The sequence below is a fragment of the Microbulbifer marinus genome, assembly GCF_900107725.1.
Lineage (GTDB): Bacteria > Pseudomonadota > Gammaproteobacteria > Pseudomonadales > Cellvibrionaceae > Microbulbifer > Microbulbifer marinus.
This window is the reverse complement of sequence record NZ_FNQO01000001.1, coordinates 88,469-113,020: the sequence shown is the minus strand read 5'-3', so window position 1 is coordinate 113,020 and position 24,552 is coordinate 88,469. Positions and strand designations below refer to the sequence as shown.

Annotated in this window: 22 protein-coding genes and 2 tRNA genes; 4 read left to right on the top strand and 20 right to left on the bottom strand. The window is 58.9% G+C overall.

Annotated features, from left to right (window positions below; translation table 11 throughout):
• Window positions 1–36: 36 nt before the first annotated feature.
• From ccmD to ccmA, 4 genes are read right to left on the bottom strand one after another with little or no spacing between them, the layout of a single operon-like run.
• A complete protein-coding gene (gene ccmD, locus BLW36_RS00550) occupies window positions 37–261 on the bottom strand; it encodes a heme exporter protein CcmD (protein WP_091383895.1) in 225 nt (74 codons plus the stop codon).
• A gap of 1 nt (window position 262) precedes the next feature.
• Window positions 263–1,027, bottom strand: a complete 765-nt coding sequence (locus BLW36_RS00545) for a heme ABC transporter permease (protein ID WP_091386815.1) — start codon at window positions 1,025–1,027, stop codon at window positions 263–265.
• Window positions 1,028–1,040: 13 nt separating this feature from the next.
• Window positions 1,041–1,754, bottom strand: coding sequence for a heme exporter protein CcmB (ccmB, locus tag BLW36_RS00540; protein WP_091383893.1), 714 nt, complete (start codon window positions 1,752–1,754; stop codon window positions 1,041–1,043).
• The gene (gene ccmA, locus BLW36_RS00535; RefSeq protein ID WP_244506070.1) at window positions 1,741–2,385 is read right to left on the bottom strand and encodes a cytochrome c biogenesis heme-transporting ATPase CcmA; all 645 of its coding nucleotides are present in this window, start codon (window positions 2,383–2,385) and stop codon (window positions 1,741–1,743) included. The genes ccmB and ccmA overlap by 14 nt, the downstream gene beginning before the upstream one ends.
• A 327-nt stretch (window positions 2,386–2,712) precedes the next feature.
• Here ccmA and BLW36_RS00530 point away from each other — a divergent pair, with 327 nt between their 5' ends.
• A complete protein-coding gene (locus BLW36_RS00530) occupies window positions 2,713–3,420 on the top strand; it encodes a 2OG-Fe(II) oxygenase (RefSeq protein ID WP_139304779.1) in 708 nt (235 codons plus the stop codon).
• 15 nt (window positions 3,421–3,435) lie between these two features.
• Here BLW36_RS00530 and BLW36_RS00525 read toward each other — a convergent pair whose 3' ends face one another.
• The 3 genes from BLW36_RS00525 to BLW36_RS00515 all read right to left on the bottom strand — a co-directional run bounded on the left by BLW36_RS00525 (window position 3,436) and on the right by BLW36_RS00515 (window position 6,141).
• Complete coding sequence (locus BLW36_RS00525) at window positions 3,436–5,190, bottom strand: ATP-binding SpoIIE family protein phosphatase (RefSeq protein ID WP_091383891.1); 1,755 nt, start codon at window positions 5,188–5,190, stop codon at window positions 3,436–3,438.
• A gap of 2 nt (window positions 5,191–5,192) precedes the next feature.
• The gene (locus BLW36_RS00520; RefSeq protein WP_091383889.1) at window positions 5,193–5,537 is read right to left on the bottom strand and encodes an STAS domain-containing protein; all 345 of its coding nucleotides are present in this window, start codon (window positions 5,535–5,537) and stop codon (window positions 5,193–5,195) included.
• Window positions 5,538–5,958: 421 nt separating this feature from the next.
• Window positions 5,959–6,141: a PA3496 family putative envelope integrity protein gene (locus tag BLW36_RS00515; protein WP_091383887.1), complete on the bottom strand. Its 183-nt coding sequence runs from the start codon at window positions 6,139–6,141 to the stop codon at window positions 5,959–5,961.
• Window positions 6,142–6,648: 507 nt separating this feature from the next.
• Here BLW36_RS00515 and BLW36_RS00510 point away from each other — a divergent pair.
• Window positions 6,649–6,724, top strand: a tRNA-Arg gene (locus BLW36_RS00510).
• Window positions 6,725–6,762: 38 nt separating this feature from the next.
• Here the strand turns inward: BLW36_RS00510 and BLW36_RS17305 are convergent.
• The 9 genes from BLW36_RS17305 to BLW36_RS00470 all read right to left on the bottom strand — a co-directional run bounded on the left by BLW36_RS17305 (window position 6,763) and on the right by BLW36_RS00470 (window position 15,730).
• Complete coding sequence (locus BLW36_RS17305; protein ID WP_170833077.1) at window positions 6,763–6,900, bottom strand: hypothetical protein; 138 nt, start codon at window positions 6,898–6,900, stop codon at window positions 6,763–6,765.
• Between the two features lie 47 nt (window positions 6,901–6,947).
• On the bottom strand, window positions 6,948–7,925 hold the full coding sequence (locus BLW36_RS00505) for an isoaspartyl peptidase/L-asparaginase family protein (RefSeq protein WP_244506069.1): 978 nt from the start codon (window positions 7,923–7,925) through the stop codon (window positions 6,948–6,950).
• A 268-nt stretch (window positions 7,926–8,193) separates the two neighbouring features.
• Window positions 8,194–8,538: an acid-activated periplasmic chaperone HdeA gene (hdeA, locus tag BLW36_RS00500; protein WP_091386810.1), complete on the bottom strand. Its 345-nt coding sequence runs from the start codon at window positions 8,536–8,538 to the stop codon at window positions 8,194–8,196.
• Window positions 8,539–9,030: 492 nt separating this feature from the next.
• Entirely contained in the window at window positions 9,031–9,480 is a 450-nt protein-coding gene (locus BLW36_RS00495; RefSeq protein ID WP_091383883.1) for a potassium channel family protein, read from the bottom strand.
• Window positions 9,481–9,493: 13 nt separating this feature from the next.
• Entirely contained in the window at window positions 9,494–10,963 is a 1,470-nt protein-coding gene (locus tag BLW36_RS00490; protein ID WP_280140347.1) for an efflux transporter outer membrane subunit, read from the bottom strand.
• A 22-nt stretch (window positions 10,964–10,985) separates the two neighbouring features.
• Complete coding sequence (locus tag BLW36_RS00485; RefSeq protein WP_483127654.1) at window positions 10,986–11,948, bottom strand: HlyD family secretion protein; 963 nt, start codon at window positions 11,946–11,948, stop codon at window positions 10,986–10,988.
• 164 nt (window positions 11,949–12,112) lie between these two features.
• On the bottom strand, window positions 12,113–12,325 hold the full coding sequence (locus tag BLW36_RS00480) for a DUF1656 domain-containing protein (RefSeq protein ID WP_091383878.1): 213 nt from the start codon (window positions 12,323–12,325) through the stop codon (window positions 12,113–12,115).
• Between the two features lie 18 nt (window positions 12,326–12,343).
• Window positions 12,344–14,497, bottom strand: a complete 2,154-nt coding sequence (locus BLW36_RS00475) for an FUSC family protein (protein ID WP_091383876.1) — start codon at window positions 14,495–14,497, stop codon at window positions 12,344–12,346.
• Window positions 14,498–14,509: 12 nt separating this feature from the next.
• A complete protein-coding gene (locus BLW36_RS00470; protein ID WP_091383875.1) occupies window positions 14,510–15,730 on the bottom strand; it encodes a cation:proton antiporter in 1,221 nt (406 codons plus the stop codon).
• Window positions 15,731–16,168: 438 nt separating this feature from the next.
• Here BLW36_RS00470 and BLW36_RS00465 point away from each other — a divergent pair, with 438 nt between their 5' ends.
• Window positions 16,169–17,344 (top strand): efflux RND transporter periplasmic adaptor subunit, encoded by a 1,176-nt coding sequence (locus tag BLW36_RS00465; RefSeq protein WP_091383872.1) that lies wholly within the window; start codon window positions 16,169–16,171, stop codon window positions 17,342–17,344.
• 12 nt (window positions 17,345–17,356) lie between these two features.
• Window positions 17,357–20,494, top strand: a complete 3,138-nt coding sequence (locus BLW36_RS00460; protein WP_091383870.1) for an efflux RND transporter permease subunit — start codon at window positions 17,357–17,359, stop codon at window positions 20,492–20,494.
• Between the two features lie 83 nt (window positions 20,495–20,577).
• On the opposite strand, the gene BLW36_RS00455 is transcribed toward BLW36_RS00460, so the two are convergent.
• From BLW36_RS00455 to BLW36_RS00440, 4 genes are all read right to left on the bottom strand, one after another.
• Window positions 20,578–21,591 (bottom strand): M14 family metallopeptidase, encoded by a 1,014-nt coding sequence (locus BLW36_RS00455; RefSeq protein ID WP_170833075.1) that lies wholly within the window; start codon window positions 21,589–21,591, stop codon window positions 20,578–20,580.
• A complete protein-coding gene (locus BLW36_RS00450) occupies window positions 21,560–23,014 on the bottom strand; it encodes a glutamate-cysteine ligase family protein (RefSeq protein ID WP_091383866.1) in 1,455 nt (484 codons plus the stop codon). Before BLW36_RS00450 ends, BLW36_RS00455 begins: the two co-directional genes overlap by 32 nt.
• A 579-nt stretch (window positions 23,015–23,593) precedes the next feature.
• Window positions 23,594–23,681 (bottom strand) — tRNA-Ser (locus BLW36_RS00445).
• Between the two features lie 80 nt (window positions 23,682–23,761).
• Entirely contained in the window at window positions 23,762–24,328 is a 567-nt protein-coding gene (locus BLW36_RS00440) for a nitroreductase family protein (protein ID WP_091383864.1), read from the bottom strand.
• Window positions 24,329–24,552 lie beyond the last annotated feature (224 nt).

The window sequence follows — 24,552 nt, the reverse complement described above, 5'->3', positions numbered from 1 at the left end:
GTGGATTCCGTTGCGCTGTCGCGCTCGGCGTGCGCGTTACGCGGGCTCAGTAGTCGCCTTGCGCCCATTCTCGGCCTGACGGCGGCGCTGCTGAATACGCTGCTGGCGCTGCAACTCGCGCTGCAACTGGCGGCGACGCAACAAGGGAAAAGCGGCCAGCGACGCCAGTAGGGCGAAGGTTACACCGTAGGAAATCCACACATAGATACCGTGGCCTTCCATCGCCATGAAATCGGCAAAGCCGGCAAATTGAAACTGCACCTTACTTTCCCTCCCCTGCTTGAGATTCGCCTGCCAACAACTCCTGCTGCACCCACTGGGTGCGCCATTCCCGCTGCAGTACCAGCACGCGGGTATGGGTGATCAGGGTCCAGGCGTAGAGGCAGTAAAAACCGATGATCATGGTTAGCAGCGGGTAGAACATGCTCGGGTCTATGCTGCTCGACTGCGTCAGCTTGATAGTGGCCGGCTGATGCAACGTAAACCACCAGTCCACCGACTTGTAGATAATCGGGATATTCACGGTACCCACCAGCGCCAGCAGCGCGCAGGCCTTGTCCGCCACCTGCTCGCGACTGAAAGCACGAGCCAGCGCTATCACGCCGATGTACAGAAACAGCAGAATCAGCATTGAAGTGATACGGGCATCCCAGACCCAGTAGGTGCCCCAGGTGGGCTTGCCCCAGACGGCCCCGGTAAACAGGGCGATGACCGTAAGCACCGCGCCGATGGGTGCAGCCGCACGCATTACAGCAAACGAAAGCTTCATTTTCCAGATCAGGCCGATGGCACCACTGATGGCCATGATGTAATAGCCAGCCAGCGCGAGGAAGGACGCCGGCACATGAATATAGATGATGCGGTAGCTGTGACCCTGCTTGGCGTCCTGCGGCGCAAAACCAAGCCCCCAGACAGTGCCAATGGTCAGCAGAACCACACTCGCCAGCGCCAGCCACGGCAGCCAGGCACCGGTCTTCTGATAGAACCAGCGCGGCGAACCCAAGCGGTGAAACCATTGCCAGGCCAAGGAAACCTCCAAATCAATTATCCAGACTGATGCGGATGGCACCCGCCGCTGCCAGCGGTGCCAGCGCCGCTGCCGCGGCCAGCAGCGCCGCCAGAATAGCCAGTTGCGGCGCGAAAACGTAACCGTCGATGGCCGCCTGCACCGCGCCGGTGCCGAAGATTAACACGGGCACATAGAGCGGCATAACAATCAACGCCAGCAGCAGACCCGGGCGCCGCAGCGCGACGGTCAGTGCCGCGCCCACCGCACCGATCAGGCTCATGCTGGCAGTGCCCAGCAGCAGGGAAACCAGCAGACACAGATAACCTGCCGCGGGCAGGTTCAGCATCAGTCCCAGCATAGGTGACAGCAGAGCCAGGGGCAGGCCGGTGACCAGCCAGTGCACCGCTGCCTTGATCAGCACGGCGAAATAGAGCGGCTGCGGCGCCAGGGCCTGCTGTTCCAGCGTGCCGTCTTCGAAATCACTGCGAAACAGGCTCTCCTGCGACAGCAGCGTCGCCAGCAGAGCCATGACCCAGATCATGCCGGGCGCCAGCCGCGCCAGCAGCTCCGGTTCGGGCCCGACTCCCAGCGGCAGCAACGCCAAAACGGTGACGAAAAACAGCAGCGGGTTGGCGATATCCGCGCGCTTGCGCAGCGCCAGCAGCAGTTCCACCTTGAGCAGGGCGGCCAGCCCCGGACCGCTGCGCGCCCCGCCAACCGCGGATGCATGCTCAACCGAAGACATGTTCACCTCCGGCGCTCTGTGCAAACTCATCGACGGCGTAATCGGCCAGCTCGACCCGCTGCAGCCCCGCCAGTGCCACCGGCTGGTGGGAGGTAAACACCATGGCACCGCCCCGACTCAGATGGACGGCCATCTGCCCCTGCAGCGCGGCCACGCCGGCCACATCCAGCGCCGCCAGCGGTTCGTCCAGAATCCACAGCGGCGGTGTTGCGGTCAGGAAGAGACGCGCCAGCGCCACGCGGCGATTCTGGCCCGCGGACAGGTGCTGGCACAGGCTGTCTTCAAATCCGAACAGATCAACCTGCTCCAGCGCCTGCATGGCCGCCTCGCGATCGGCGCCGTACCAGGTCAGGTTTTCCAGCGGCGTCAGACCGCCGCGCACCCCGGCCCGGTGACCGATGTAAAGAAGAGATTCACGGAATTGCGGCAGGGAAGCCGGGAACTGGCGTCCCCGCCACAGGATCTGGCCGCTGTAATCGCCGGCACTGCCAATCAGCGTCCGCAGCAGCGTAGTCTTGCCGGCCCCGTTGGCGCCGCCGATTTGCACCGCACTGCCCGCAGATAACGCAAAACTGAGCCCCGCAAACAGCTGCCGCCCGTCCCGCTGGCAGGACAGGTCGCGAACTTGCAACAGATATGGGGATTCCGAAGTCGCGAGCATGGGTGCGAAGATTACTGCTTTGATGAAAAACTGACCGGCATTATACCGGCACCAGCGCCAATTGCATGAAATTTGGCTCGGTACCACTATATTTCCGACCAAATCGTTCTAGCTGGACACACCTGCTGTTGGCCGCAGGCGGCCCGGTCTGATATTTTGGCGAGACCGCGAGAAGCCACCTAACCGGTGTCTGGCGTTCCAGGGGTAGCGGAACGTGTCTCGGCGGTCGATGACAGCAAATTCAATTCAGATGTGAATTGACGCTTATACAAGACCAGCTTGTAAGGATGCACAACAATGACAAGCCTCGTTGCGGATGCCAGCCGCTGGCTCGATACCAGCGCCCTGACTGGCGAAGACGCCTTAATCAAAAGCCTGCCCTTCCCCTTTTTCGTCGCCCCCAAAGTACTGACTGAAGAGCTGATGTCCCCGTTACTCGAGGATTTCCCCCGGCTCAAGGGCGCGGGTTACCTGCCATACGAGAAAGAAGAGTGCGGCGATTCAATTAATACCCTGATCGAGGGACTAGTGGATCCGGCCTTTGCCGATGCGATCGGCAAGAACCTGGGCATCGAGCAGCTGTCCCAGTACCCCACTTACGTTTCCATCAGCCGCTCACTGAAAAAGCGTCACGGCAACATTCACACCGACGGCAAGTCCAAGGTGGCCACCGCGTTGCTGTACCTGAATCCGGAATGGACCCTGGACGGTAATGGCTGCCTGCGCTTCCTGAACCGGATCGACGACTACGAGGATATGGTCGTACCCGAGATCAAGCCCGCATACGGCACCCTGGTGGCCTTCAAGCGCGCCGAGAACTCCTTTCACGGCCACCTCCCTTTCGAAGGGCAGCGCCTGGTGATCCAGATCGCATGGCTGGTAAGCGCCGCGGACAAAGATCGCAAAGCCAAACGCGGCAAGCTTTCGCATAAGCTGAAACAGCTACAGGGCTGGCTGGGTCGCAAGTTTGGTGGCGCCGGCAATGGCACCGCAGAGCAGATGTAAGATCCCGTTTCCGGCTTAATCCTGGTGAGCAGCCGAGGCCCGGACTTTTTTTCGGGGCGCGGCCGCCTCACCCCAATTCAACACCGCGCGCACGCGACTGCTGCCCGGTTGCAACTGCACCTTTCGGCAAATTGCCCGCAACAATGGCAGGCCGCGCCCAGAATAGGTATTGCTGGTAAAATATTGCTCCGGCAAGCCATCGCCACTGTCTTCTACCACCACTTCCAGCGATCCCCGTCCACCGCGATCGCGGCAGCGCAACTCTATGCGAATCCACCCCTCCCGCAACTCGCGCCGGTCGCGATTCAGCTGACGGTAGTATTCGGTAAAACCGCGCTCCGTCCCTTTCAGGCTGCTGTCCAGCTTGAGCAGGCCGTGTTCCAGCGCATTGCGGAACATCTCCCCCAGCACAATTGTCAGCGGATCCCGGAAGCTGCCAGCACCCGGCACCTGCGCCAATACGCTGTGCAGTAGCGGTAGCGGGTCTGCCTCCCGCAATTCCTCCGGCCCGAGGGTAAAGTTGATCGACCAGTCGCCGAGGCGCGGCGATTTTTTCGCCGTCTCATCCTCCAATGCCCAGCCATCACCACGCCAGGGCGCGGCGTTGTCCAGCGCCACCTCGACAAGCGATAGGTCGTCGTGTTGATCGGCGCTGAAACGACTGACCGCGGACAAGATGTGGTCGAACCGCTGCCCTTCCGCCGCCTCAGCCGATAGCGTCTCGAGCAGGCGCTGCTCGCCGTACAGATCGCCCCGCAAGTTGCGCGCCTCGTGGATCCCATCGCTCCATAGGTACAGGTGATCGCCATCCTCCACCGGAATGTGCACCACTGCCTCGTCAAGCGCCACCTCATCGAGCACCCCCAAAGGCAGATGTCGCGACTCCAGCAAGCGAAGCTCGCCGCTGTGATGGCGGAGACAGACACTGGGCATGCCGCCATTGAACAGACGGATATGGCGCTTGTGTGGGTCGAATTCAAACATCACCACGCAGCAGAACATATCCGGCGGCAGGACATTATGCAGCTTCGTGTTCAGCTCGCGCAGGATGTGGCCCAAGGAAAAACCCTTGGGTACCATGGAGTAGAAAATTGACGTGAGCGGCACGGCACCTACCGCCGCAGCGAGTCCATGCCCGGTAAAATCGCCAAGCAGCAGCATCAGCTTGCCGCCGGGTCCATAGGCCGCCGCAAGTACATCTCCCGCCAACACTGCACGCGGAGAAAGGTGATAGCGGATGGCATCGGTTTGGCCGAGACAGCCCTCGTGCCCGAGGTTACTGAAAATTTGCCGGGCGCTGGCCTGCTCCTGTAGGAGATCGGCATGATGTCGGCGTATTCGGTCGCGCTGCGCCAGCAGGGAGCGACTGAAATCACAGAAGCGCTGCAGAGCAGCCAGCTTCAGCCGAACCAGATTGGGATTGTAGGGCTTCAGCAGGATATCGTCGCAACCTGTCTGCAGACTGGCAGCCGTTATGGATTGCCGCTCGGACATCACGAAAAGAATCGGCACCGGCTCTAGGCCGGCTCGGGCTCGCAACTGCTGCAGATCGTCTGCCGTCGCCGCCTCTGCAGCCCGTGGGCCGAATATCACCACATGCGGACGCAAAGCCGCATAGTCTGCCAATGCCGCTTCGGTGTCGTCTGACAAGTTGAGGACCACCGGACGGAGCCCCTCCCCTCCCCCGGCAAAACCAATCAACAACTGGCGAAGCTGCGTCGACTCCTCGGCATGCCCTTCAATCACCAGCACCCTAAATTGGTCAATCACAATCAGCGAATCGTGAATATTTTGTCGAAGTTAGATATGGCGAGAATATTGCCAACGTGCTCGTTGGCATTCAGCAGTTCAACCCTCACCTGACCTGCTTCCAGCCCGTCACTCAGACAGTAGTCACGCAGAAGCAATAACATGCCCAGCGCAGCGCTATCCAGATACTGTGTTTCGGAGAGGTCGATGCAATATTGTTTGGGGGAGGAGGAAAGATTCTGATAAGCGCGCTGGAAATCGCGATGTACATTGAAGTCGAAGTTGCCCGTCACGCGTATGGTCAGGGCATCACCATTTTCCGACAACTCCGATGAAACCCGGGCTCCACTGTATTCCGAAACATTCATTGCGAACTTCCCTTTCAATGATTTTCAACAACCAAATCAGATCATCCAGATCCTATCAGTTGCCGTCCGATATGAATTCGCACCACTCCGTAACAAGACTTGTACCAATCGGCTCCAATGCGAATCCCGAGCAAGTTCTCGTGTTGCATTCCAGTGCAGATAAAGGGGGCTTTTAATCGGTTATCTACGGACCCCGTGGTTTGATTTCGACCAATCGCCAGGCCTTCGCCAATCACCGCGACCTTGCTTTGAAGAGGAGCGAATCGACACCAGCCAAAGCCCCAATACCGATAATTACCCGTACCAATTATGACGAACCATAATTAGTTTCCCTCAACAGGTAAAGGCCAGGAGCAAGCTGCCCGATTCTTTCCTGGATCTTTAATGAAAAAAGGCGCCAGCAGTGGCGCCTTTTTGTTGATTAAAAATCGTAATCGTAATCCATCAACTCGCGCCTGAGGCGTATCTCCTCAAGTTTGTCCTCCACCATCCGGCGAGCATCGCGCGGAGGCTGGGACGTGGCTTGCCTAAGTACCTCGTTTGCTATTTGGGGGATGTCATCGTTATCAAAATCAATGTAATTTTCGCTAACGTTGCCGCTCATACGAAACTCCATAATCTCGATCTACGGGAGCAGAAACACCCTTGTTGTTTTTGTTTTGCAATCGCAGATTAGCCAGCTCGACTGACCCTGGTCAAGCAAAAAATCGCCTCCGTAAACAAGTTTTTCCACGCCATATCAAAGGAGCAAACTGGCGGGCAAAAACCTCCCCCGGAATGCCGCTCAGGGGCGCAAAATTACCGCCGAAGCGTGACTAAATTGCTACAGAATTTCGAAAGATCGATGAATCTGAAACAGCGGGAAAAGCGGTAACCCAAACAGGAGACTGTTACCGACGGTGACAAATGGTGGGGCCGCCTAGGTGGGGCCGCCTAGGTGGGGCTACACAGGGAGAGAAGCCATCGGGAGCGGGAACGGCAACCGTAAGCCAACAGCAGCAACGGGGAAGGCCTGCCTGGGCGGCCGGCATGACACCCGGGGAAACAGCCGTTAGAATAGCCGCCTTCCACTGGCCGGGGCGGCTTGATCGCAGCCACTCCCAGGCCTTCCGCCCCCGTCGGTTAACAGGATAAACCACGGACCTCCTAAGTCCGGACTGGTGGTTCGAGTCCACCCGGGGGCGCCACCTCACTGTCGAGCAGCCAGGTTAACCCTCGCAGAAGCTCAGTTGGCTGAAGCTAGGGCAGCGTGCATCAGCAGGACCGCAAACAGCCCTACCAGCAGCACACTGCCCCAAAAGACGCGAACTGAGCGCTCTATCTCGCGACGGCTCTTGCCGCCTTTTCTAACACCCTTTCTCATTGAATCAACTCCTTCTGAATTCGCCGAGCAACTGATGAAAATTTAGCCTATTCGGAATCTTTGAAGATAGCTACCCGAGCAGGCTGACTCGAGGAGCGGCTGGCACGGTACATGCCCTTGGTGTTGAAGGTCATGGCGATATTGCCCGCTGGATCCAGCACTATCACGCCGCCGGTACCCCCTATCGGCAACAGCACCTGGTTGATCACCTCATCAGCGGCCTCGCCGACCGATTTGCCCTTGTAGTGCACCCGGGCACAGATATCCGCGGCCACGTTGTAGCGGATAAAGTACTCACCGTGACCGGTGGCCGACACGGCGCAGGAGTCGTTGTCGGCGAAGGTGCCGGCGCCAATGACCGGAGAATCGCCGATTCGCCCGTAGCGCTTGGCGGTCATGCCCCCGGTAGAGGTGCCGGCGGCGATATTGCCCTGTCGGTCGAGGGCCACGGCGCCAACGGTACCCATCTTGTAGGGCGTCGGCAGGCGCTCCACGGCCGCCTGGTAGTCCTTGTCCCGCTTCTGCTCCTTCTTGAGCTTTTCCTTGGCTTTCTGCAGCTGCTCGAAGCGCTGCTCGGTATCGAATACCTTGTTGTCCACCATCGGCACGCCCCGCGCCTGCGCAAAGGCCTCGGCGCCCTCACCGGCGAGCATGACGAAGGGCGAGTTCTCCATCACCATGCGTGCCAGATTGATCGGGTTCTCGATACGGGTTACCCCCGCTACCGCGCCGGCCTGCCGGGTCTTGCCATCCATGATGGAGGCATCCAGTTCATGGCGGCCTTCGTAGGTGTAAACGGCGCCCTTGCCGGCATTGAACAGCGGGGAGTCCTCCAGCACATTGATGGCCGCCACAACGGCATCCAGACTGCTTCCTCCCTTCTCCAGTACCCCGTACCCCTTATCCAGCGCTTCGCGTAATTTGTCGCGATAAGCCTTTTCGCGTTCGGGTGTCATCTTGCTCTTTTCGATGGTGCCGGCACCACCGTGAATGGCGATAGCGATGGGACTTTCAGCTGCCTGCAATGGCAAACAGCAAATTAGAGTGGCAAGAAGAACTGACAAGGTCGTTTTTTTCATAGTTAGAGCCTTAATACCTGATAGCGATGTACTTATTAACACGTTACCGGGGTCGAAAAAAGTCGGAGTGTCGGTTTCGGTATACGACCGGGCGTATCAATCGATCATACTTCTCAGGCTAAGGGCCCCCTACTCGACCGGCCCTTACGAAGCGCGCATCAAAATAGAAAAGCCCGGCTCAGCCGGGCTTTCTCTATCGATGAGCGGGATAGCGCTACATCTTGTCCTTCATCTTCTTCATTTCATCTTTAGTATCCTTGTCCACCTTGTGCCACTCCTCCTTGAATTTCTTCCAGAAGGAGTCATTCGGTGCGTTCGTACAAGCGGTAACGATCATCGGGGTGACCTTCTCGGTACCCTCGATGTCGAGTACCGCAGCCTCAGGCTTGCCGTGCTTGGAATAGGCGGTGGCCCAGTACACTACCTTCGGCTTGTACTGGTCATCAATGGCAATGAAGTCTGCGCAAGTCCAGTCTTTCGCGGGCTTTTTCTTGTGTTGGTCTGCAACAACAGCCGATGATGCAACGCCGAGGATAATAAACGGAAGTATGAATCGCATGCTCTTCACGGTGATATCTCCAGGGTTTGAGGTTGTCTGGGGACGATGCCCCGGGAATGGATCGCAATAGGTTTCTTTAACGCTAAACGCCAAAAATTTCAGTTCGTCACTATCGCTATCAGCAACACTGACAAAATGTACTGCGGCCACAGTTAGCGGAACACTTCGACTGCAGAATCGAAAGCTCCGCGGCACACCCGGCCGCGAGAAGTACTGACTGCATGGCCATGTTGGAAAAGGCGCCTCAGTCCCTAGATAGAATAGACGTATTTTTTCTCGTGCAAGGAAGATTGCAGCAAGAAATGCGGGCGATCTGCTCGGCACGAAATTTAGTTTTGGAAATGCGGAGGGCCTTGCCAGCCCGGACACGCGGAGGACGAGTGACATCCTGATATGCCATGTACCGGCCAGTCAGCGAGTTGCCGTGACTGATTACTGGAGAGGAATCGGCAGGATCAGGGAGCGGCACCTCGTAACCGATAATGGTGAAAGCTATTGTCCGCCTGTTCGCGCGGCATTTTCCTGTTTGCCGTAGAGGCGCTGCACAACCGCCAGGACTACGGCTGTAGTCCAGCCGAATATGATAATACCGTTGGCCGCCTGGAACGAAGCCAGCAAGCGCCACTGCTCATTGAGCACTACATCGCCGTATCCCAGGGTTGTATAGGTGACCATCGAGAAGTACATCGCAGGCTCAAGTTCGGGGAATACTCCCAGTAACCGATAGGAGACCGACCAGACGAGCACTTCGAGGATGGATAACAGGAACATAAGTAGAACGACACAGGATACAACCATCGGGCGCGCAATCGGCAGCATCGGGTGTTTGGGGTGCAGATTCCAAAACGAGCGGCTCAGGCGAATAGCCACCATCATTCCGACCGCGTGGATCGCCGTTGTTATCACGATCAACAACGAAGCGATCAGAATTGTGGCAAGCATTTTTCGCTCCCATTCATTGCAATACTTTGCGCCAGTACTTGCTGCGTTCGCGCATCTCTTCCTGAACCGGACCAGGAACAAGGTCGGCCGGCAGCTGGCTGTCCCGCACCTGCCACCCTCCTCCCAATGCGCGGAAAACCTGAACGAGGTTCACCGCTACCGCACCGCGGGACTGGGCCAGCAAATCCTGCTGTTGGGCGTCTGCGGTCAAGGTACTGATAACGGTATTGAACGGAATCAGGCCATTGGTGTATTGCGCCGTGGAAAGCTCGACTGCCCGCTGTGAGGCTTCCGCAGCGCGGCGCAACAGCAGCAGTTGCTGATGGGATTTCAGGTAAGCGACAATCGCATTCTCTGCATCTGCCTGCGCCTCGAGAACAATCTGCCGATAGTCTTCCAGCAATTGCTGAAAGCGTGCGTCTTGCAGACGCACGTTGCTGCGCAACCTGCCGTAGTTGAACAGGTTCCACTCGAATGCGCCAAACAGATTCCAGGTTTCGCTTTCACCCTCGAACAAGTTCCCCGCCTGCATGGCCTCTGAGCCGATGGCGCCACCAATGGAAAAGGCCGGGTAGAGCTCTGCCTGTGCGACGCCGATCTGCGCACTCTGTGCAGCCAGTCGACGCTCTAGCGCGCGCACATCCGGTCGCTGGCGCAACAGGTCCTGAGGCATACCAACGGCAATACTGGCCGGAGCACGCGGGATATCGCCAACACCGCCAAGCATATAGCCGAGATCATGGGGCGGCATGCCGAGTAACACGGCAAGGGCATTGCGCAGCTGCTGTAACGTGATCTCAAGGTCGGGTACGGATGCCCTGGTATTGTTCAGCAGTGTTTCCGCCTGCTCCAGATCCAGTGCGCTTACCTCGCCCGCCTCAAACTTCGCCCGGGCAATGTCCCGGCTCTGCTGCTGCAGTTCGATATTTCTGCGGGCAACCTGCAGGCGCGCCTGCGTCGTGCGAATGAGGATATAGGTTTGTGCGACCTGGGCCAGTACCGACACCAGCACGCCGTCATAGTCGGCCACACTGGCTTCAAACAGTGCGGAAGCAGTCTCAACCTCGCGCCGAAAGCTGCCCCACATGTCCAGTTCCCAGGACAGATTGAAAGCCACGGCATATTCCTCGAATATGACTTCACTTTCCTTTGACCGCGACGCGGAACCGGAAAGATGCTGCTGCTGCGGGAACTGGTTTCCAATCGCGATTGCGAGCTGCTGCTGCGCCTGCACCGTGCGCAGGGCTGCCGAACCCAGGGTGAGGTTCTGCTCCAGGGTCGCCGCCAACAACTCGTTCAGCACGGGATCAGAGAAAGCATCCTCCCACCACAGCGGATCGACCGCCTGGCTGGTATTGATTCTCTCACTACCCTGATAGATCCACTCGTGTTCGACCGGGGCTGCCGGTGGCTGATAGTCGGGGCCCAGCATACATCCACCCATACTACCGGCCGCTAACAGGCACAGTGTGAGCGCGGGCATACTCCCAACAGCGGCCCAGGGGTTATTCACTCGTTGCTGCCGACGCATTGCTGCTCTGTGCGGCGGAACCGCTTTTTACCAGTACCGAGCAGGTGGTACCCACCCTCAACTGTATGCCCTCAGGCAGATCCCCCAGCTCAATTTGCACTGGCACCCGCTGCGCCAGGCGGATCCACTCAAAGGTTGGGCTCACCTGGGGCAACAAATCTGCACCGGTGCTGCCATCCTTTTGTGCTATGCCCCAGCCGAGGCTGCGTACGCGCCCCTCAATCGGCTTGTCCGGATAGGCCATCAATGTCACGATCGCACGATCCCCCGGCGCAATTCGCGCAATCGTTGTTTCCTTGAAATAGCCGTCGATCCAGTAACTGCTGGAATCCACCAGAGCCAGCACTGGCTGGTTTGCCACCGCGTGGCTTCCCACCCGCATATTCAGATTGGTCACATAGCCGTCCACCGGAGCCTTCACTTTAGTGAACTCCACGTTCAGTTCTGCCTGCCGCACGGCGGCACGCGCGGCGCGGATGCTCGCATTTGCCGCGCCGAGCTCTCCCAGCACCGCGCGCGCCTCCTCGAGATCCGATTCGGACCGCGACAGGCTCGCGCGCGCCTGAACCAGTGCAGCTTCCGCCCCCTTGCGCTGCTGCAGGGAGATATCATGCTGCGCCTGGGCCCGTTCCAGAGATTTCTGTGAGGTTGCACGCTGTGGCAGCAGCTGGCGTTGTCGCTGCAGTTCCGCTTTGTTTTTCTTGATCTCCGCATCCATTTCCTTGATCGCGCTCTCCGCCTTCCAAACCGCTGCGCGGGCCCCGTCTACTTGTGCTGTAGCAGCCTGTACCTTCTGCTGCTCGGCGAGATAATTGTCACCGGTCTTGTCGTACTCGGCCCGGGCTCGCGCCAGCTTTGCCTCAAATGGCCGCGGATCGATTCGAAACAGCAGGTCGCCCCGCCGAACAAACTGGTTATCTGCGATCGAGATTTCCACCACCTGGCCGGAGACGTTGGGCGTAATCTGAATAACCGCCGCGCGCACCTGTCCATCTCTGGTCCACGGGTTATTGAGGAAATCCCAATATCTGAGCAACACCGCGAATATCGCGATGAACACAACCAAAATCGTTAGTAGATATTTCCGCGGTAGTTTCAAGCTCAGATACCGATAAACAGGCTACCGAATAGCACCGTGTAAATGATCGACAGACCGACAAGAACGAGTGGCGGAAAGGCAAAGAACCGGGACAAGCGATAGCGATCCAGAAGCCGTGCCGTTACGACTGCGGTCAAAACGCCGATCACAGCCGCTATCAAAAGCGGCGGCAGGAAAACACCGCCGATAGCGAACTCATGGGGAACTGGTAGCATCTCTATCCTGGCACACTGTCAAAAGAACCGTTCCTCGCGCCAATCCTCAAGCTTGATCTGCTCAGTCAGTTCAGTGAGCGACTTCAAGGAATCAGCCACTCCGCGGCTCAAGCCCAACAATCGTAGCTGGCGTTCAATATCCGCGGCCGACAACTTGCCCCTACTTCCTGCAGCTTCCCTTATCGCCTGTTCCATCCTAATCAGGCCTTCCGGCGCTACTTCGGCCGGACTCGTTGGCGTCACACCGGTAGACCAATAGTCTGCCAGTCGTCGGAGTAGGGTACGCGCCTTATCGCGCCATGTCTGGAATGGCGGCAGCGCCGAACGTTCACCCGATAATGCACTGACCAGCTCACCGCTCTGGAAACTCAACGCGTTGCATCGCAAGACCAGTTCCTGCAAATGGCATCGCGATTCACCGGGTAAATAGCGCTTATCGATCAGCTCTGACCATGTCGCAAGCCTGGCTGGAATTGTAGACACCGCGAAGCAGTGATAACGCATCCGCCAATCCAGTATTTGCGATCTCTGTGACGCCGAGGCGCAGGCAAGCAAGAAGGCGCTACTGCGAAAAAACCGGGCTAGCAGGCGCTGGAATACCCGCTCCGGCCGGGGAGAAGACGGGAAGTAGCGGAAAGCGGACAACAACAGCAAGACAAGCGGAAATAACAGCGCCATATTCGCCACCGCGATAAAACTATAGGTCTGCTGATTACTGACACTGCAGACAGTGACAAAAATCGCCAGGCCGATCACCCTACCCGCTTGCCTTTTCGGATCTGCAAACAGCTGACAGATGCCGAATGTCACTACAAACAATAACAGGCCAAGTTCGCGCACCCCCTCCAGGCGCGGCATCACAAAAAGGTAAATGATACCGGAGAGCAGGATGCACAGAGCCACCGGAGTTATCAGGCGCGCAGGCGCTATTTGCGGATACCTTGCCAGGCCCAGCGCCAGAGAGCCGGTGAGAGTCACGAAAGTCGCGCCACCGGGAAGCCCGTCCACGAATAGATAGGCCAGGTAAGCACTCCACAGGGCTCCCATTACCCGCAATACCGCCCATAGCCGATCGGTATCCGGCATCAGCCGTGTCGACGGGGTGGTGCTATCCGAAGCAACTGGCCCAGTGGCGACGCCGTATCTAGCGGCCGTGGCGGCAAGCAACAATTCAGAAGTCTGTGACGACAGTTTTTCCAGCTGATGTCGCAGCTGCGCCACTACTCCGGCGTCGAACAGCGACAATTGCCGCAACTTCCGTGCGTCCACCTGCAGCGTGTCATCGCTGGGTTGTGCCCGCCCGATCTCGCCACCAATTAATGCCTGCAGCTGGACAAACGATTGCTCCAGCCCAGCGCTGAACTCGGCAAGATTCGGCAGCAAATCGCTCAATGGCGAGCCGCAGTCAAGCGGTTGACTGTGACAGAGCTGCTGCATACTGGTGGTCACTGCCGCAGATTTAGACAGATACACACGCCATTGCCGTCGCGCCTCCCATATTTCCTGGCTGTCGGCAATGGCCGCGTCCAGCAACATCTCCAGCCGCGATTGCGCCTGAACCATCTCACTGACCCGCCTTGCCAGCTCTTCGCTAGTAACCGTTTTCGAGCTCAATTCGGTTATTTTTCTGATTGTCAGCAAGTGGCTGGCATGCAGTGCCTGACAGGCCTCAAATAGCTGATCACGGCTGCTGCAGGGCCAGACCAGCATCGCCACCAGGCTGTAAACAAGGACACCGAGACCGGTTTGCTGGGCGCGCAGCATGGCCACTTCGAAAGCACCTTCGGAAGCTGTCGCCGCACCAACACAGATAATTACACTGACAAATCCACTCACCTGCCAGAAATAGGGGCGGCTCGATCCCAGCAAAAAGTACGCGCAGGCTCCCACCCAGAGAGAGAGGCAAACCATGAACAGCCAACGCTGCTGTGGGAACAGCGCAATCAATGTCAGAGCCACGACAATTGCTGCCAGAGTGCCGAGCATGCGCAGGGCCGCTTTATTCAGTGAGAGCCCCAGTGTCTGCTGGCTGACAAGCGCCACGGCCAGACCCGCCCACATGGACTTGTCCCAGCCAGCGCTGAGCGCGATCGTGTAGGTCACCACCATTGCGACAGCCGTTTTCAGCGATTCCTTGGTGGTGTGAGAAATAGACGGAACAGCCAAAATCATGGCTCAACTCCACTAGCCTGTAGGCGGCCGGCCTTCGCTGGACTCCTTACTGGCCAGTCTCGCAGCGAGGGGGTTGGCGGTGAGACCGTGGGCGACAACACTTAACAGGATGGTGCATACCACCGTGAGTGATATGGTCGCCGTCCCGGGCAAGTTCTCGTTCAGTACGATCACGCCAAACACGATGCTGGCAAGCCCTCGCGGGCCGAACCAGCCGATAAACAGTTTTTCCGCACGTGTCGGCCCGGTTCCAGCCAGACAGAGATAGACCGGCAGCATTCGCACGACAGTGAGACTCAGTGCTGCATAACAGATGACCTGCCAATTGATCAGCTGAAAATAGTTACCGACCACGCCGGCACCGAAAACCACCCACGTCAGCAGCGCCAGCGTGTCCCCGGTGCCTTCGGCCGCCATCAACAATTCCGGTTTTTCTTTCTGCGCCAGCCGGCCAAACAGCAACCCACCGGAAAACGCCGCAATGAAGCCGCTGCCACCGAGCCACTGGGCCGCGGCGAAACACCCCAGTGCCATCGTCACCACCGGCAGCTGCAGCCAGCTTTCCTCCACCCACCCCCGATGACTGGCGCCCCGCAACAGGTAGGCCATGATAAGCGTCAGCCCCAGCCCCACCAGCAGACCTATGCCCAGCTCTTCCAGAACCAGCTTCAGGGCCAGCATTGGTGTGGTCTCTGCAGTCGCCGCCCCGCTTGCCAGTGCGAGGAAAAGCAATAGGATGGGCACGCAGATACCGTCGTTGAGTCCGCTCTCGGCACTGAGACCCTGACGTATAAAGGGAGGCACCCTGGGGTTGGTGACCACGGCCTTGCCGAGTGCGGCATCGGTGGGGGCCAGCATCGTGGCCAAAACTGCAATCTCAAACAGGCCGAGATCATCGAATAACAATACGCCGCAAAGGAATCCCAGGATAATCGTCAGCGGCAACCCCACCAGCAACAGCCGGCGCGGCACTTTTATCGTCTGGCGAAGAACACTCAGGTCGGCGTTGGCCGCGTCGGTAAACAGCACCAGCGCCAGGGTAAGCTCCGCCAGTGTTCGCAGTCCCTCGGACTCGACGCTCAGCTCCAGGAGGCCGAGACCATGGGCGCCCAGCGCCAGCCCGAACAGGGTGTAAACCAGCGCCCCGTTGATCGGCGTGCGGTCGGCGCGACCACTCACCGCGCTGTAGGCAAATACAAACAGCGCGAGGATGGTGAGGTTGCCGTAATTCATTTTCGAACCACTCCTCCCCAGGCAACTGTCAAGACCTGTCTCGTTACCGAAGCCGGATGTTACTTGGCGATCGTTTGCGGATTCAGTGTAGACACATCTGCGGGCTGAAGATCTACAATAGGTCGTAAGCAACATTGCGGTACTCAAGTACACATTAGCCAGGGCGCACCCTTCTATAACATCTGCAATGGCACTTTCCTGTCACTTCGTTCCTTCTATCGCCTCGATTTATCCAGGTCCCCAATAAATTTTTAGCCACCTGCATCCAAATCGGCTTCCCAGCTAGTCAATAGAATCGTTGGCAACTGGCATTCACCGCTGATCCGGCTCGCCCCGACTTCGGCCAGTAGTCAACCGTTGGCTTCCGTGCTTCCATGGGACCCAATCCGCTTCAACGGTCGTGTTGGCAAATTTCGTTTTCCAGGCAAGATGAGAAAAATGAAGAACAAATATTTAAAAGCTGCAGCGCCGGTCCTCGTACTGGCGATGGGTTTTGGGGTTGTACAGTTGATGGCCGCCACCAAGCCGGCGCCGGAGAAGAAGGAGGAAGAGCAACGCCTGGTATCGCTGATGTATGCCGAGGCCCGGGAGGACACGGTGCACCTCGAAGTGGCAACCCAGGGGGAAGTCCGCCCGCACACCGAAATCGACCTGACTCCACAGGTCGCCGGTCGAATCGTCGCCATTTCCGACAGCTTCGCCGAAGGTGCCGGCTTCGAGCCCGGGGAAACATTGATTCAACTGGACGACGCGGACTATCGGCTGGCCCTGGCCCAGGCCGAGGCCGGCGTGGCGCAGGCGGAAGTCCTGTTGTTGCAGGCCAAGGCCGCCGCCACCATCAAGCGCCAGCAGTGGAAGTCTATCAACCCGAATAGAGAACCAACGCCGCTACAGGTCAACCAGCCCCAGGTTGAGGAGGCCGAAGCCAAGTTGCGCTCCGCGAAAGCCGAGCTCGCCGATGCGAAACTCAACCTCGCGCGTACGCAGATCAAAATGCCGTTCCGCGGCCGCGTGATCAGCCGCGCCGTGGGTGTGGGCCAATATGTCACCGCCAACACCCCGCTGGGCCGGGTGTTTGCGACCGATCGTGTGGAGGTACGCCTGCCGCTCACCGACTCGCAACTGCAGGAACTCGATCTGCCGATGGGCTTCGTCGCCACCAGCAAAAATCCGGGCCCGCAGGTAACGCTGTCCGCCCAGGTTGGCCGCGAGCAGCACCGCTGGCAGGGGCGCATCGTGCGCACCCAGGCGGCGGTGGATCAACAAACACGGCTGATCTATGCGGTAGCCGAAGTCGAAGATCCCTACGGCAAGGGCGCCAGTAACGGCGCTCCGCTGGCCGTCGGCCTGTTCGTCAGCGCCGAGGCAGAAGGTGTGCAGGCGCATCAGGCGCTGGTACTGCCGCGGGAGGCACTGCGCAACGCCGACAAGGTGTATGTCATCGACGAGAACAATCGCTTGAGTATCCGCACGGTAGAAGTCCTGTCCACCTCCGAACACCGCGTGGTCGTCGCCTCGGGTATCGCGAATGGCGAGCGGGTGGTTACCTCCACCATCGCCAACGCGGTAGACGGCATGGAAGTCCAACCCGTCACCCAGCTGGCACGGAAGTAACGGAGCACGTATATGAACAAGTTGATTGAATGGTGGGCGCGCAACAGCGTCGCCGCCAACCTGGCGATGGTGGGTATTTTCGTTGCCGGCATCATCGGTTTTGCCAGCATGGAACGGGAAATGGACCCGCAGGTGCGTTTCCCGGGCCTCGAGATCCGCGTCTCCTGGCCGGGGGCCGCCCCGCAGGAAGTGGAAGAGCAGATCGTCGCTCGCATCGAAGAAGCGGTCAGCGATCTGGACAATATCGAATGGGTGCGCTCGACTTCTTCCGAAGGCCAGGGCGAGGTCTATATCCTGGCGGAGTCTAACGTCGACTTCTCCCGCTTTATGAACGACATCAAGATCCGTGTCGACGGTATCTCCTCGTTTCCGCGGGACATAGAACCGCCGCAGGTACACCAGTGGGTCAACCGCAACGAGTTTATCCGCGTGGCAGTGCACGGCGACCTGAGTGAACGCGAGCTGAAGCGGCTGGCAGAACAGTTGCGGCGCGAGGCCGCCACGCTGCCGGCAATCTCAGTGGTGGAACTGTTCGGCACGCGCATGGAGGAGGTTTCCATCGAGGTCAGCGAGATGGCGCTGCGCCGTTACGGCATGACGTTCCAGGAACTGGCCGACGCCATTCGCGCTAACTCGCTCAACCAGTCCGCCGGCACGGTGCGCACAGAGGTGGGCACCTACCAGCTCAAGGTGCGCAACCAGGCGGACACCGAGCAGGAATTTGCCAATATCATCGTGCGGCAGACAGCGGACGGCGGCACCATCCGCGTCGGCGATGTGGCCACCGTGGTGGACGGCTTCGAGGACAACGAAATCCTCGCGACCCTGAACGGCGAACCCGCGGTGCTGATTCAGGTGATGACTACCGAGACCATGGACATCGTCACCGCCTCGGATTCGATCCGCAAGTGGATCGCCGAGCGCAGCGAGACGCTGCCGGCAGGCGCCAAGCTCACGCTGTGGACCGATAACGCCGAAGAGTTCAAGGGCCGGATGGAAACCATTGGCAGCTCTGCCTTCCAGGGATTGCTTTTGGTACTGCTGGTGCTGGTGTTCAGCCTGCGCCCGAAAGTGGCCTTCTGGGTGGCAATCGGCATCGCCACCGCCTACGCCGGCGCCTTCGTGCTGCTGCCTAGTGTCGGCGTATCCCTGAACATGCTGTCCACCTTCGCCTTCCTGTTGGTGCTGGGGATCGTCGTGGACGACGCCATCGTAGTTGGTGAGAGCATCCACACAGAATCCCACAATCCGGAACACCAACACGCCGGCGGCAGCCTGAACGCGGCGGTGCTGGGCACACAGCTGGTGGCCAAGCCGGTAATCTTTGCTGTCGTAACGACAATTCTGGCCTTCCTGCCGTGGATTTTTATCAGTGGTTCCACCAGCGAGTTCACCCGGCATATCACCTGGGTGGTGATACTCGCGCTGTTGTTCTCCCTGGTCGAATCCCTGTTTATCCTGCCGGCCCACCTGCGCAACCTGAAGCCGCGCACTCAACTGGGCCGGTTCGGGCGTGTGCAGAAACGTATTGCCGACAGCATCATTCACTTTGCCCAGAATCACTACCGCCGCATCGGCCAGTGGGCCGTTGATCGCCGCTACCTGACGCTGAGCATTTTTATCGCGGTTCTGATGATTGGTTTCGGCATGTTCGGCAGTGGCTGGATCAAGAAAAGCTTTATGCCGGATATCGAATCCGACCAGATCATCGTCAACGTCGTCATGCCCGAGGGCGCACCCTATAGCCGCGCACTGGAAGTGCTGGCGCAACTGCAGGGTGCGGAGAAGCGCCTCGAGGAGGAAGTCAATCAGCGTACCGACGGCCAGGGTGTATTGATCGAGAACTGGTATACGCGCTCGCGGCGCGACAGCGTCATTGCCATCGTGCAACTGGCGCCGCCGGAAGTCCGCGACATGTCAGCCAAGGATGCGGCTCTGCGCCTGCGGGAACTGCTCGGCGATGTGCCGGACGCAAAAGAGGTCTCGGTACAGTATTCGCTCAACAACAACGGTCCCGGATTTGAACTCTCCATCCGCCATCCTGACCTGGACCTACTGCGCAGTGCTACCGCAGAGCTGGAAACCCAGCTGCGCACTTACGAAAGCCTGTACGACGTGCGCAACAATCTCGAAGGTGCCTCGGAGGAGATCCGCATCGACCTGAAGCCGGGCGCGGCCAAACTGGGGCTGACACTGGCGGAAGTCAATCGCCAGGTGCGCCAGGCCTATTTCGGTGAAGAAGTTCAGCGGCTTCCCCGCGCCGGACAGGACGTCAAGGTAATGGTGCGCTATCCGCTGGCCTCGCGCCGCTCCATCGAGAGCCTGAAGGATTTCCACGTGCGCACTGCCGACGGCCGCGAAGTGCCCCTGTTGGCGGTAGCGGATCTCGAGTATGCGCCGGGCATCAAACGTATCCAACGCTGGAACGGCAATCGCGCAGCGCGCGTGATGGCGGATCTGAAGGACGACGTGCGCGGCGACATCATGGACGACCTGAACGAAAACTTTTTCCCGGAATGGGAGAAGCGCTACCCCGGTATCGTTCGCGGCGCCGTTGGCCAGGCCGAGGGCGAGAAGCGCTTCATTCAGGAAGTACTCGGCCTCTACACGATGGCCTTCTTCGCCATGTACAGCCTGCTGGCCGTGGCTTTCCGCAGCTACTTCCAGCCAATACTGATCCTGATCGCCATTCCCTTTGCGTTCGTGGGTGCCATCTTCGGCCACGGGATCATGGGCATGACCATGGCCATCTTCAGCTACTTCGGCATCGCCGCAGCCGCGGGCGTGGTGGTCAACGATAACCTGGTACTGATGGATCACAGTAACCGCCTGCGCGACCAGGGTATGGATCCCATGAAGGCGATCGTCGAGGCCGGCGTAGCCCGTTTCCGTCCTATCCTGCTGACGACGGTTACTACTATTGTCGGCCTGCTGCCGATGATGATGGAACGCAGTATCCAGGCAGCCTTCCTGCAGCCCATCGTGGTGGCACTGGCATTCGGGGTGTTCGTGGCCTTCTTTGTCACGCTGTTGCTGGTACCGGCACTGTATACGATTGGACTGGATATCAGTGCTGGCACTGCGCGGGTCAAGGATTCGGTGAAGAATGGCGTGGCGATGATTGCCCGCAAGGCTTCCACTAATCCTTAACTCGTAGCCGGAGCCCTGCGCCGGGATCCGGCCAAATAACCACTGCGCATTGAAAAGCGCGGTGAGTGGCTGAAAATTCCGACCTAACCACTGCGGTAGGGCTCCATCAGATATCCGAGGGAGTCCTCCCGCGCCACCTCTCCATTCGTCGTGAACATAGACGGAATTATCTCCTGCAGCGTTATTACCTTGCCGTCGCAGAAGCCAAAATATTTCTCGGTTACCAGTCTGTCACTGTTATCCAGCACCGCCAGCTGCGGCCCACCGCGACGCGCATAGGCGATTACCGTGCCCTTGGCAATCCGTCGAAAATTAAAGTGGTCGAAGGAGCGGGCAAACGAGAAGTCCTTGCCCGACTCCTGGTCAAACTCGAAGTTAAACGTGCAGTAATAAGGTAGCTTCAGACGCGCAACCGTATGGTAAATATGGCAATCATTTGCTGTAGCGTCGTGGTTGCCCACAGTAAGGAGCAGATTGTCCAGATAGCGGTATAGGTGCTCTACGCCCTCTGGCAGCCCCGGCAGCCCGCATTCAAGTGTGACCGAGGGGCAAATCTTGGCAAACGCATTCGAGTTAACCTCGTGCGGCTCGGTAAAGTAGATCACAATATCGGTGAAACCATTGGCAAGCCGCAGAAAATCCGCCGAGGTACGGTTCACACAGGCATAGTACGGGTTCCTGCCGGTTGTGTTGTGGATATCGACATTGGCAATCACCTGCCGCTCGCGCGCATAGCCGAGCACCTCGCGCGCCATCCGTGCTTCCGGGCTTTCTCCCCCACCCCAGATACGATTGAAATCCGGCTGCCCCGGCAGGTGCCGAACGCCCAGTGCCGCCGCCTCGACATTTCCAAAAAAAATCAGCAATGAACGCGGCAGCCTGTCTCGATAAGCCTTTAATAACTGCTGCAGCGCAAAGAAGCCGGTGGTCTCGTTGCCGTGCAGCAACGTACTGATCATCAGTGGCTCCTTGGCGGCGCCCTGCAGGGAGACCAGGGTTGGCCCGGCAAAGATTTCTCTGAGCTTACTCGGGTGGTCGCAAGAGAAGAAAGCCTCGGGCAGCGCTTCAAGAAAATTGAGCTTCACTTTTCCACTCATGCACCGGAATATCCTGTTTCTGGTACTGGTAATACGTTTCCAGCAACCGCTGGAAATTGGGTCCATGGGTATTGATAAAGGCACGCTGCCAGTTGGAACCGTTCTGGCCAGTCATCATTCGCGGGCGGATGATCCTGGTGATGTACTTGTAGATATCATCCTGGTCTACGCCCAGCTCCTCGAGCGCCTCCTCCACCGGGCCAACCAGTTCGCTCCGCACCAGGGTCTGTAAATTCCAGATTTTGCCATCAATCCATTCCACCTCCGCGTTGAGGCCGTACTTGCAGGCCTGGAAGAAATTCCGTTTCACCGCGGCAAACGTCAGCCGGTCCTCGGGGACCTCCGGCATGCGTGCAAGGTAGGTGGCCAGGCCGAGGAAAAATGCCGCATTGGCAACAACGTCCGGCATGGAGGGCCCGGACGACGGTACCCGGTGCTCGATGCGCAAGTGCGGCGTACCGTCGTCAGCGATGCCGACCAGGGGCCGGTTCCAGCGCCAGATGGTGCCATTGTGCAAACGCAGGTGACTGAGTTCATCCGGGGTGCGATCGTAGTTGTCCGGCAGTAATACCGGGTAACCATCCAGGTTTTCCAGGAACAACTCCAGCAGTGATTCGCGCACGTAACCATTGCCGAGAGAAACCCGCTTGGCCACCGAACCATCCAGGTTGCGGAAACTGCCGAGGTTTACCGCCTGCTCGAAGATCGGGATGCGGGTCTCGCTCCAGAGTGCCTTGCCGTACAGGAATGGCGAGTTGGCTGCCACCGCCGCCATGATCGGCGAAGCGATGGTGGACGCATTGAAGAACCGCTTGCCCTCAGCCAGCGCCACCTGCAGGTGCACCTGCACCGAGGTCGCCGCCGCCTCGAGCATGATGTCCGGGTGGGATACCCGCAGCACTTCCTTGCCTTCCAGAGACAGCACGGTAGGCATATTCCGGCGCAGCTTCATGATGCGGTTATTCAGCGCGAAATAGCGCTTGCTCGGGTAGATATGCTCGAGCGTCAGCATATTCGCGCGGATGGTCGGCAGCGAACCGATGGCGATGGCCCGCAGCCCCATGGACTCGGCCTTGCGAGTGCAGCCCTTCCAGAGCGCTGACAGGCTGCGATTCAAGTCGCTGAACACCGTCGCCCGGATCGGGGCGGGGATACTGTTTAGTTCAAAGTTGAAGCGCGAGATCTCCGGTACCACCAGCTCATCATCTACCTGCTCCAGGAAGGCTTCGCTCTCCGGTGCCGGCACAAAATCGCTATCGGTAAGCCAGCCCTCGAGCTCCAGCCCGCACATGGGACTTTCCGGTACCTCGAAGCGCTCCTGCTTGAACCAGCGGTTGAGGATATTGGTCTCCGCGAGCAGCCGGCGCCGAAACTCCTTCTCGTCCGCATCGCTGAATTCCGTGGTGGCTATTTCCTGGCCCATAGGAAGCTCCCGGCAGTCCACTTGCTGGCTTTTACGCTGACAGCCCGGGCTCGCCGGACTCGCATGGTTATAAGGCCAGCATACTGCAAAGGGGCGCGGCCAGAGGCCGTGGGGCTCATCTATTGTCGTGTAAATGGCCGGCCACTGATCTGGATCAATCGGTGGCGTCTTAATCATTCGCAACAGTGGACGCTCCGCCACGGCACTAAACACTGCATGCCGAGAGGGGGCTGGGTGAAGTAGAAGACTAGGGGCTTAGAACCCTTGCAAATATTATTTTGGGTCTCCTCAGTGGAGGCTCAGAAAATTAGCGCCACAACGCGGTTAGCCAGAAAAGCATTGTGAGAGGGTTGAGCTAGATCGGAGTGAAAATATGGGAAGGATTGGCTCGGTATCAGAGTGACCTCTCAGAAGGGATTGACTCAAAGCACGCTAGGGCGTGTTTTGCCCCTGCGGGCTCGGCGCAAGCGCCTCGGTCCCAACTCGCTTTCGCGAGTTGGTCGAACCGCGAGGGTTCTCACCGACCCTCGCCGTCGCTAAACGAAAAAGCCCGGCTACAAGCCGGGCTTTTTCGTTTAGTGGCGGTGAGGGAGGGATTCGAACCCTCGATGCCTTTCGACATACACACTTTCCAGGCGTGCTCCTTCGACCACTCGGACACCTCACCGCAAATTGTCAGCTAAATCAGGGACATAGCCCCGTTCAGCGAGCGCGCACTTTACAGAAACGGCGGTCCCAGTGCAACCCCTATTGACCACTCCATTGGGCGAAATAGTCCGCCACCGCGAGATCCGGGGCCTTGCGTGGGGGTTTCTGGGGGGTGCCGCAGTAGATGAAGCCATCGATTCGCTCGTTTTCGGCCAGGCCCAGCCCCTCGGCCACCAACGGGCTGTAAGCCAGGGCGCCGGTGCGCCAGTAGGCCCCTACCCCCTCGGCGTACGCCGCGGTCAGCATCGCCTGGACGGCGCCGGCAGTGGACATATGCTGCTCCAGAAATGGTACCTTGGGGTGCTCCTGCAGGTAGGTGATCGCAACGATGACCAGCGGGGCGCGCAGGGGCATGGCCAGGGTGCGCTCCCGCTGCGCCTCGCTCAATGGGGCCGACTCGGCCTGCTCGGCAGCCCGCAGGAAGATCTCGCCGAGGCGGTTGCGTGCCTCTCCCTCGATCAACAGGAAGCGCCAGGGGCGCAGGCATCCATGATCCGCTGCGCGCAGGGCCGCGCGAAAAATGTTCTGCCGTTGCTGCTCACTGGGGGCCGGATCGGTCAGTAGGCCGGTTGAAACTCGGTTGTGTAGGGCCGTCAGGGCATCCATCGCTGTCTCCAGTCAGAACTTGGACGGAGGATTCTAACGCAAGCGCGCAAATGGGCCCACGTACGTCACAGAACTTGCGCCGCTTCACAGATATTTCGCATTATTCGCTCTGTAGGAGTAAACTTCCGTCCCATCAGTAGCGGCAACAAACTATTAAAAAAGCCGGGCCAGAACCCGCTGAATCGCCGCCTCGCACATTGCTTATTTTCTGCTCAATCAGACAA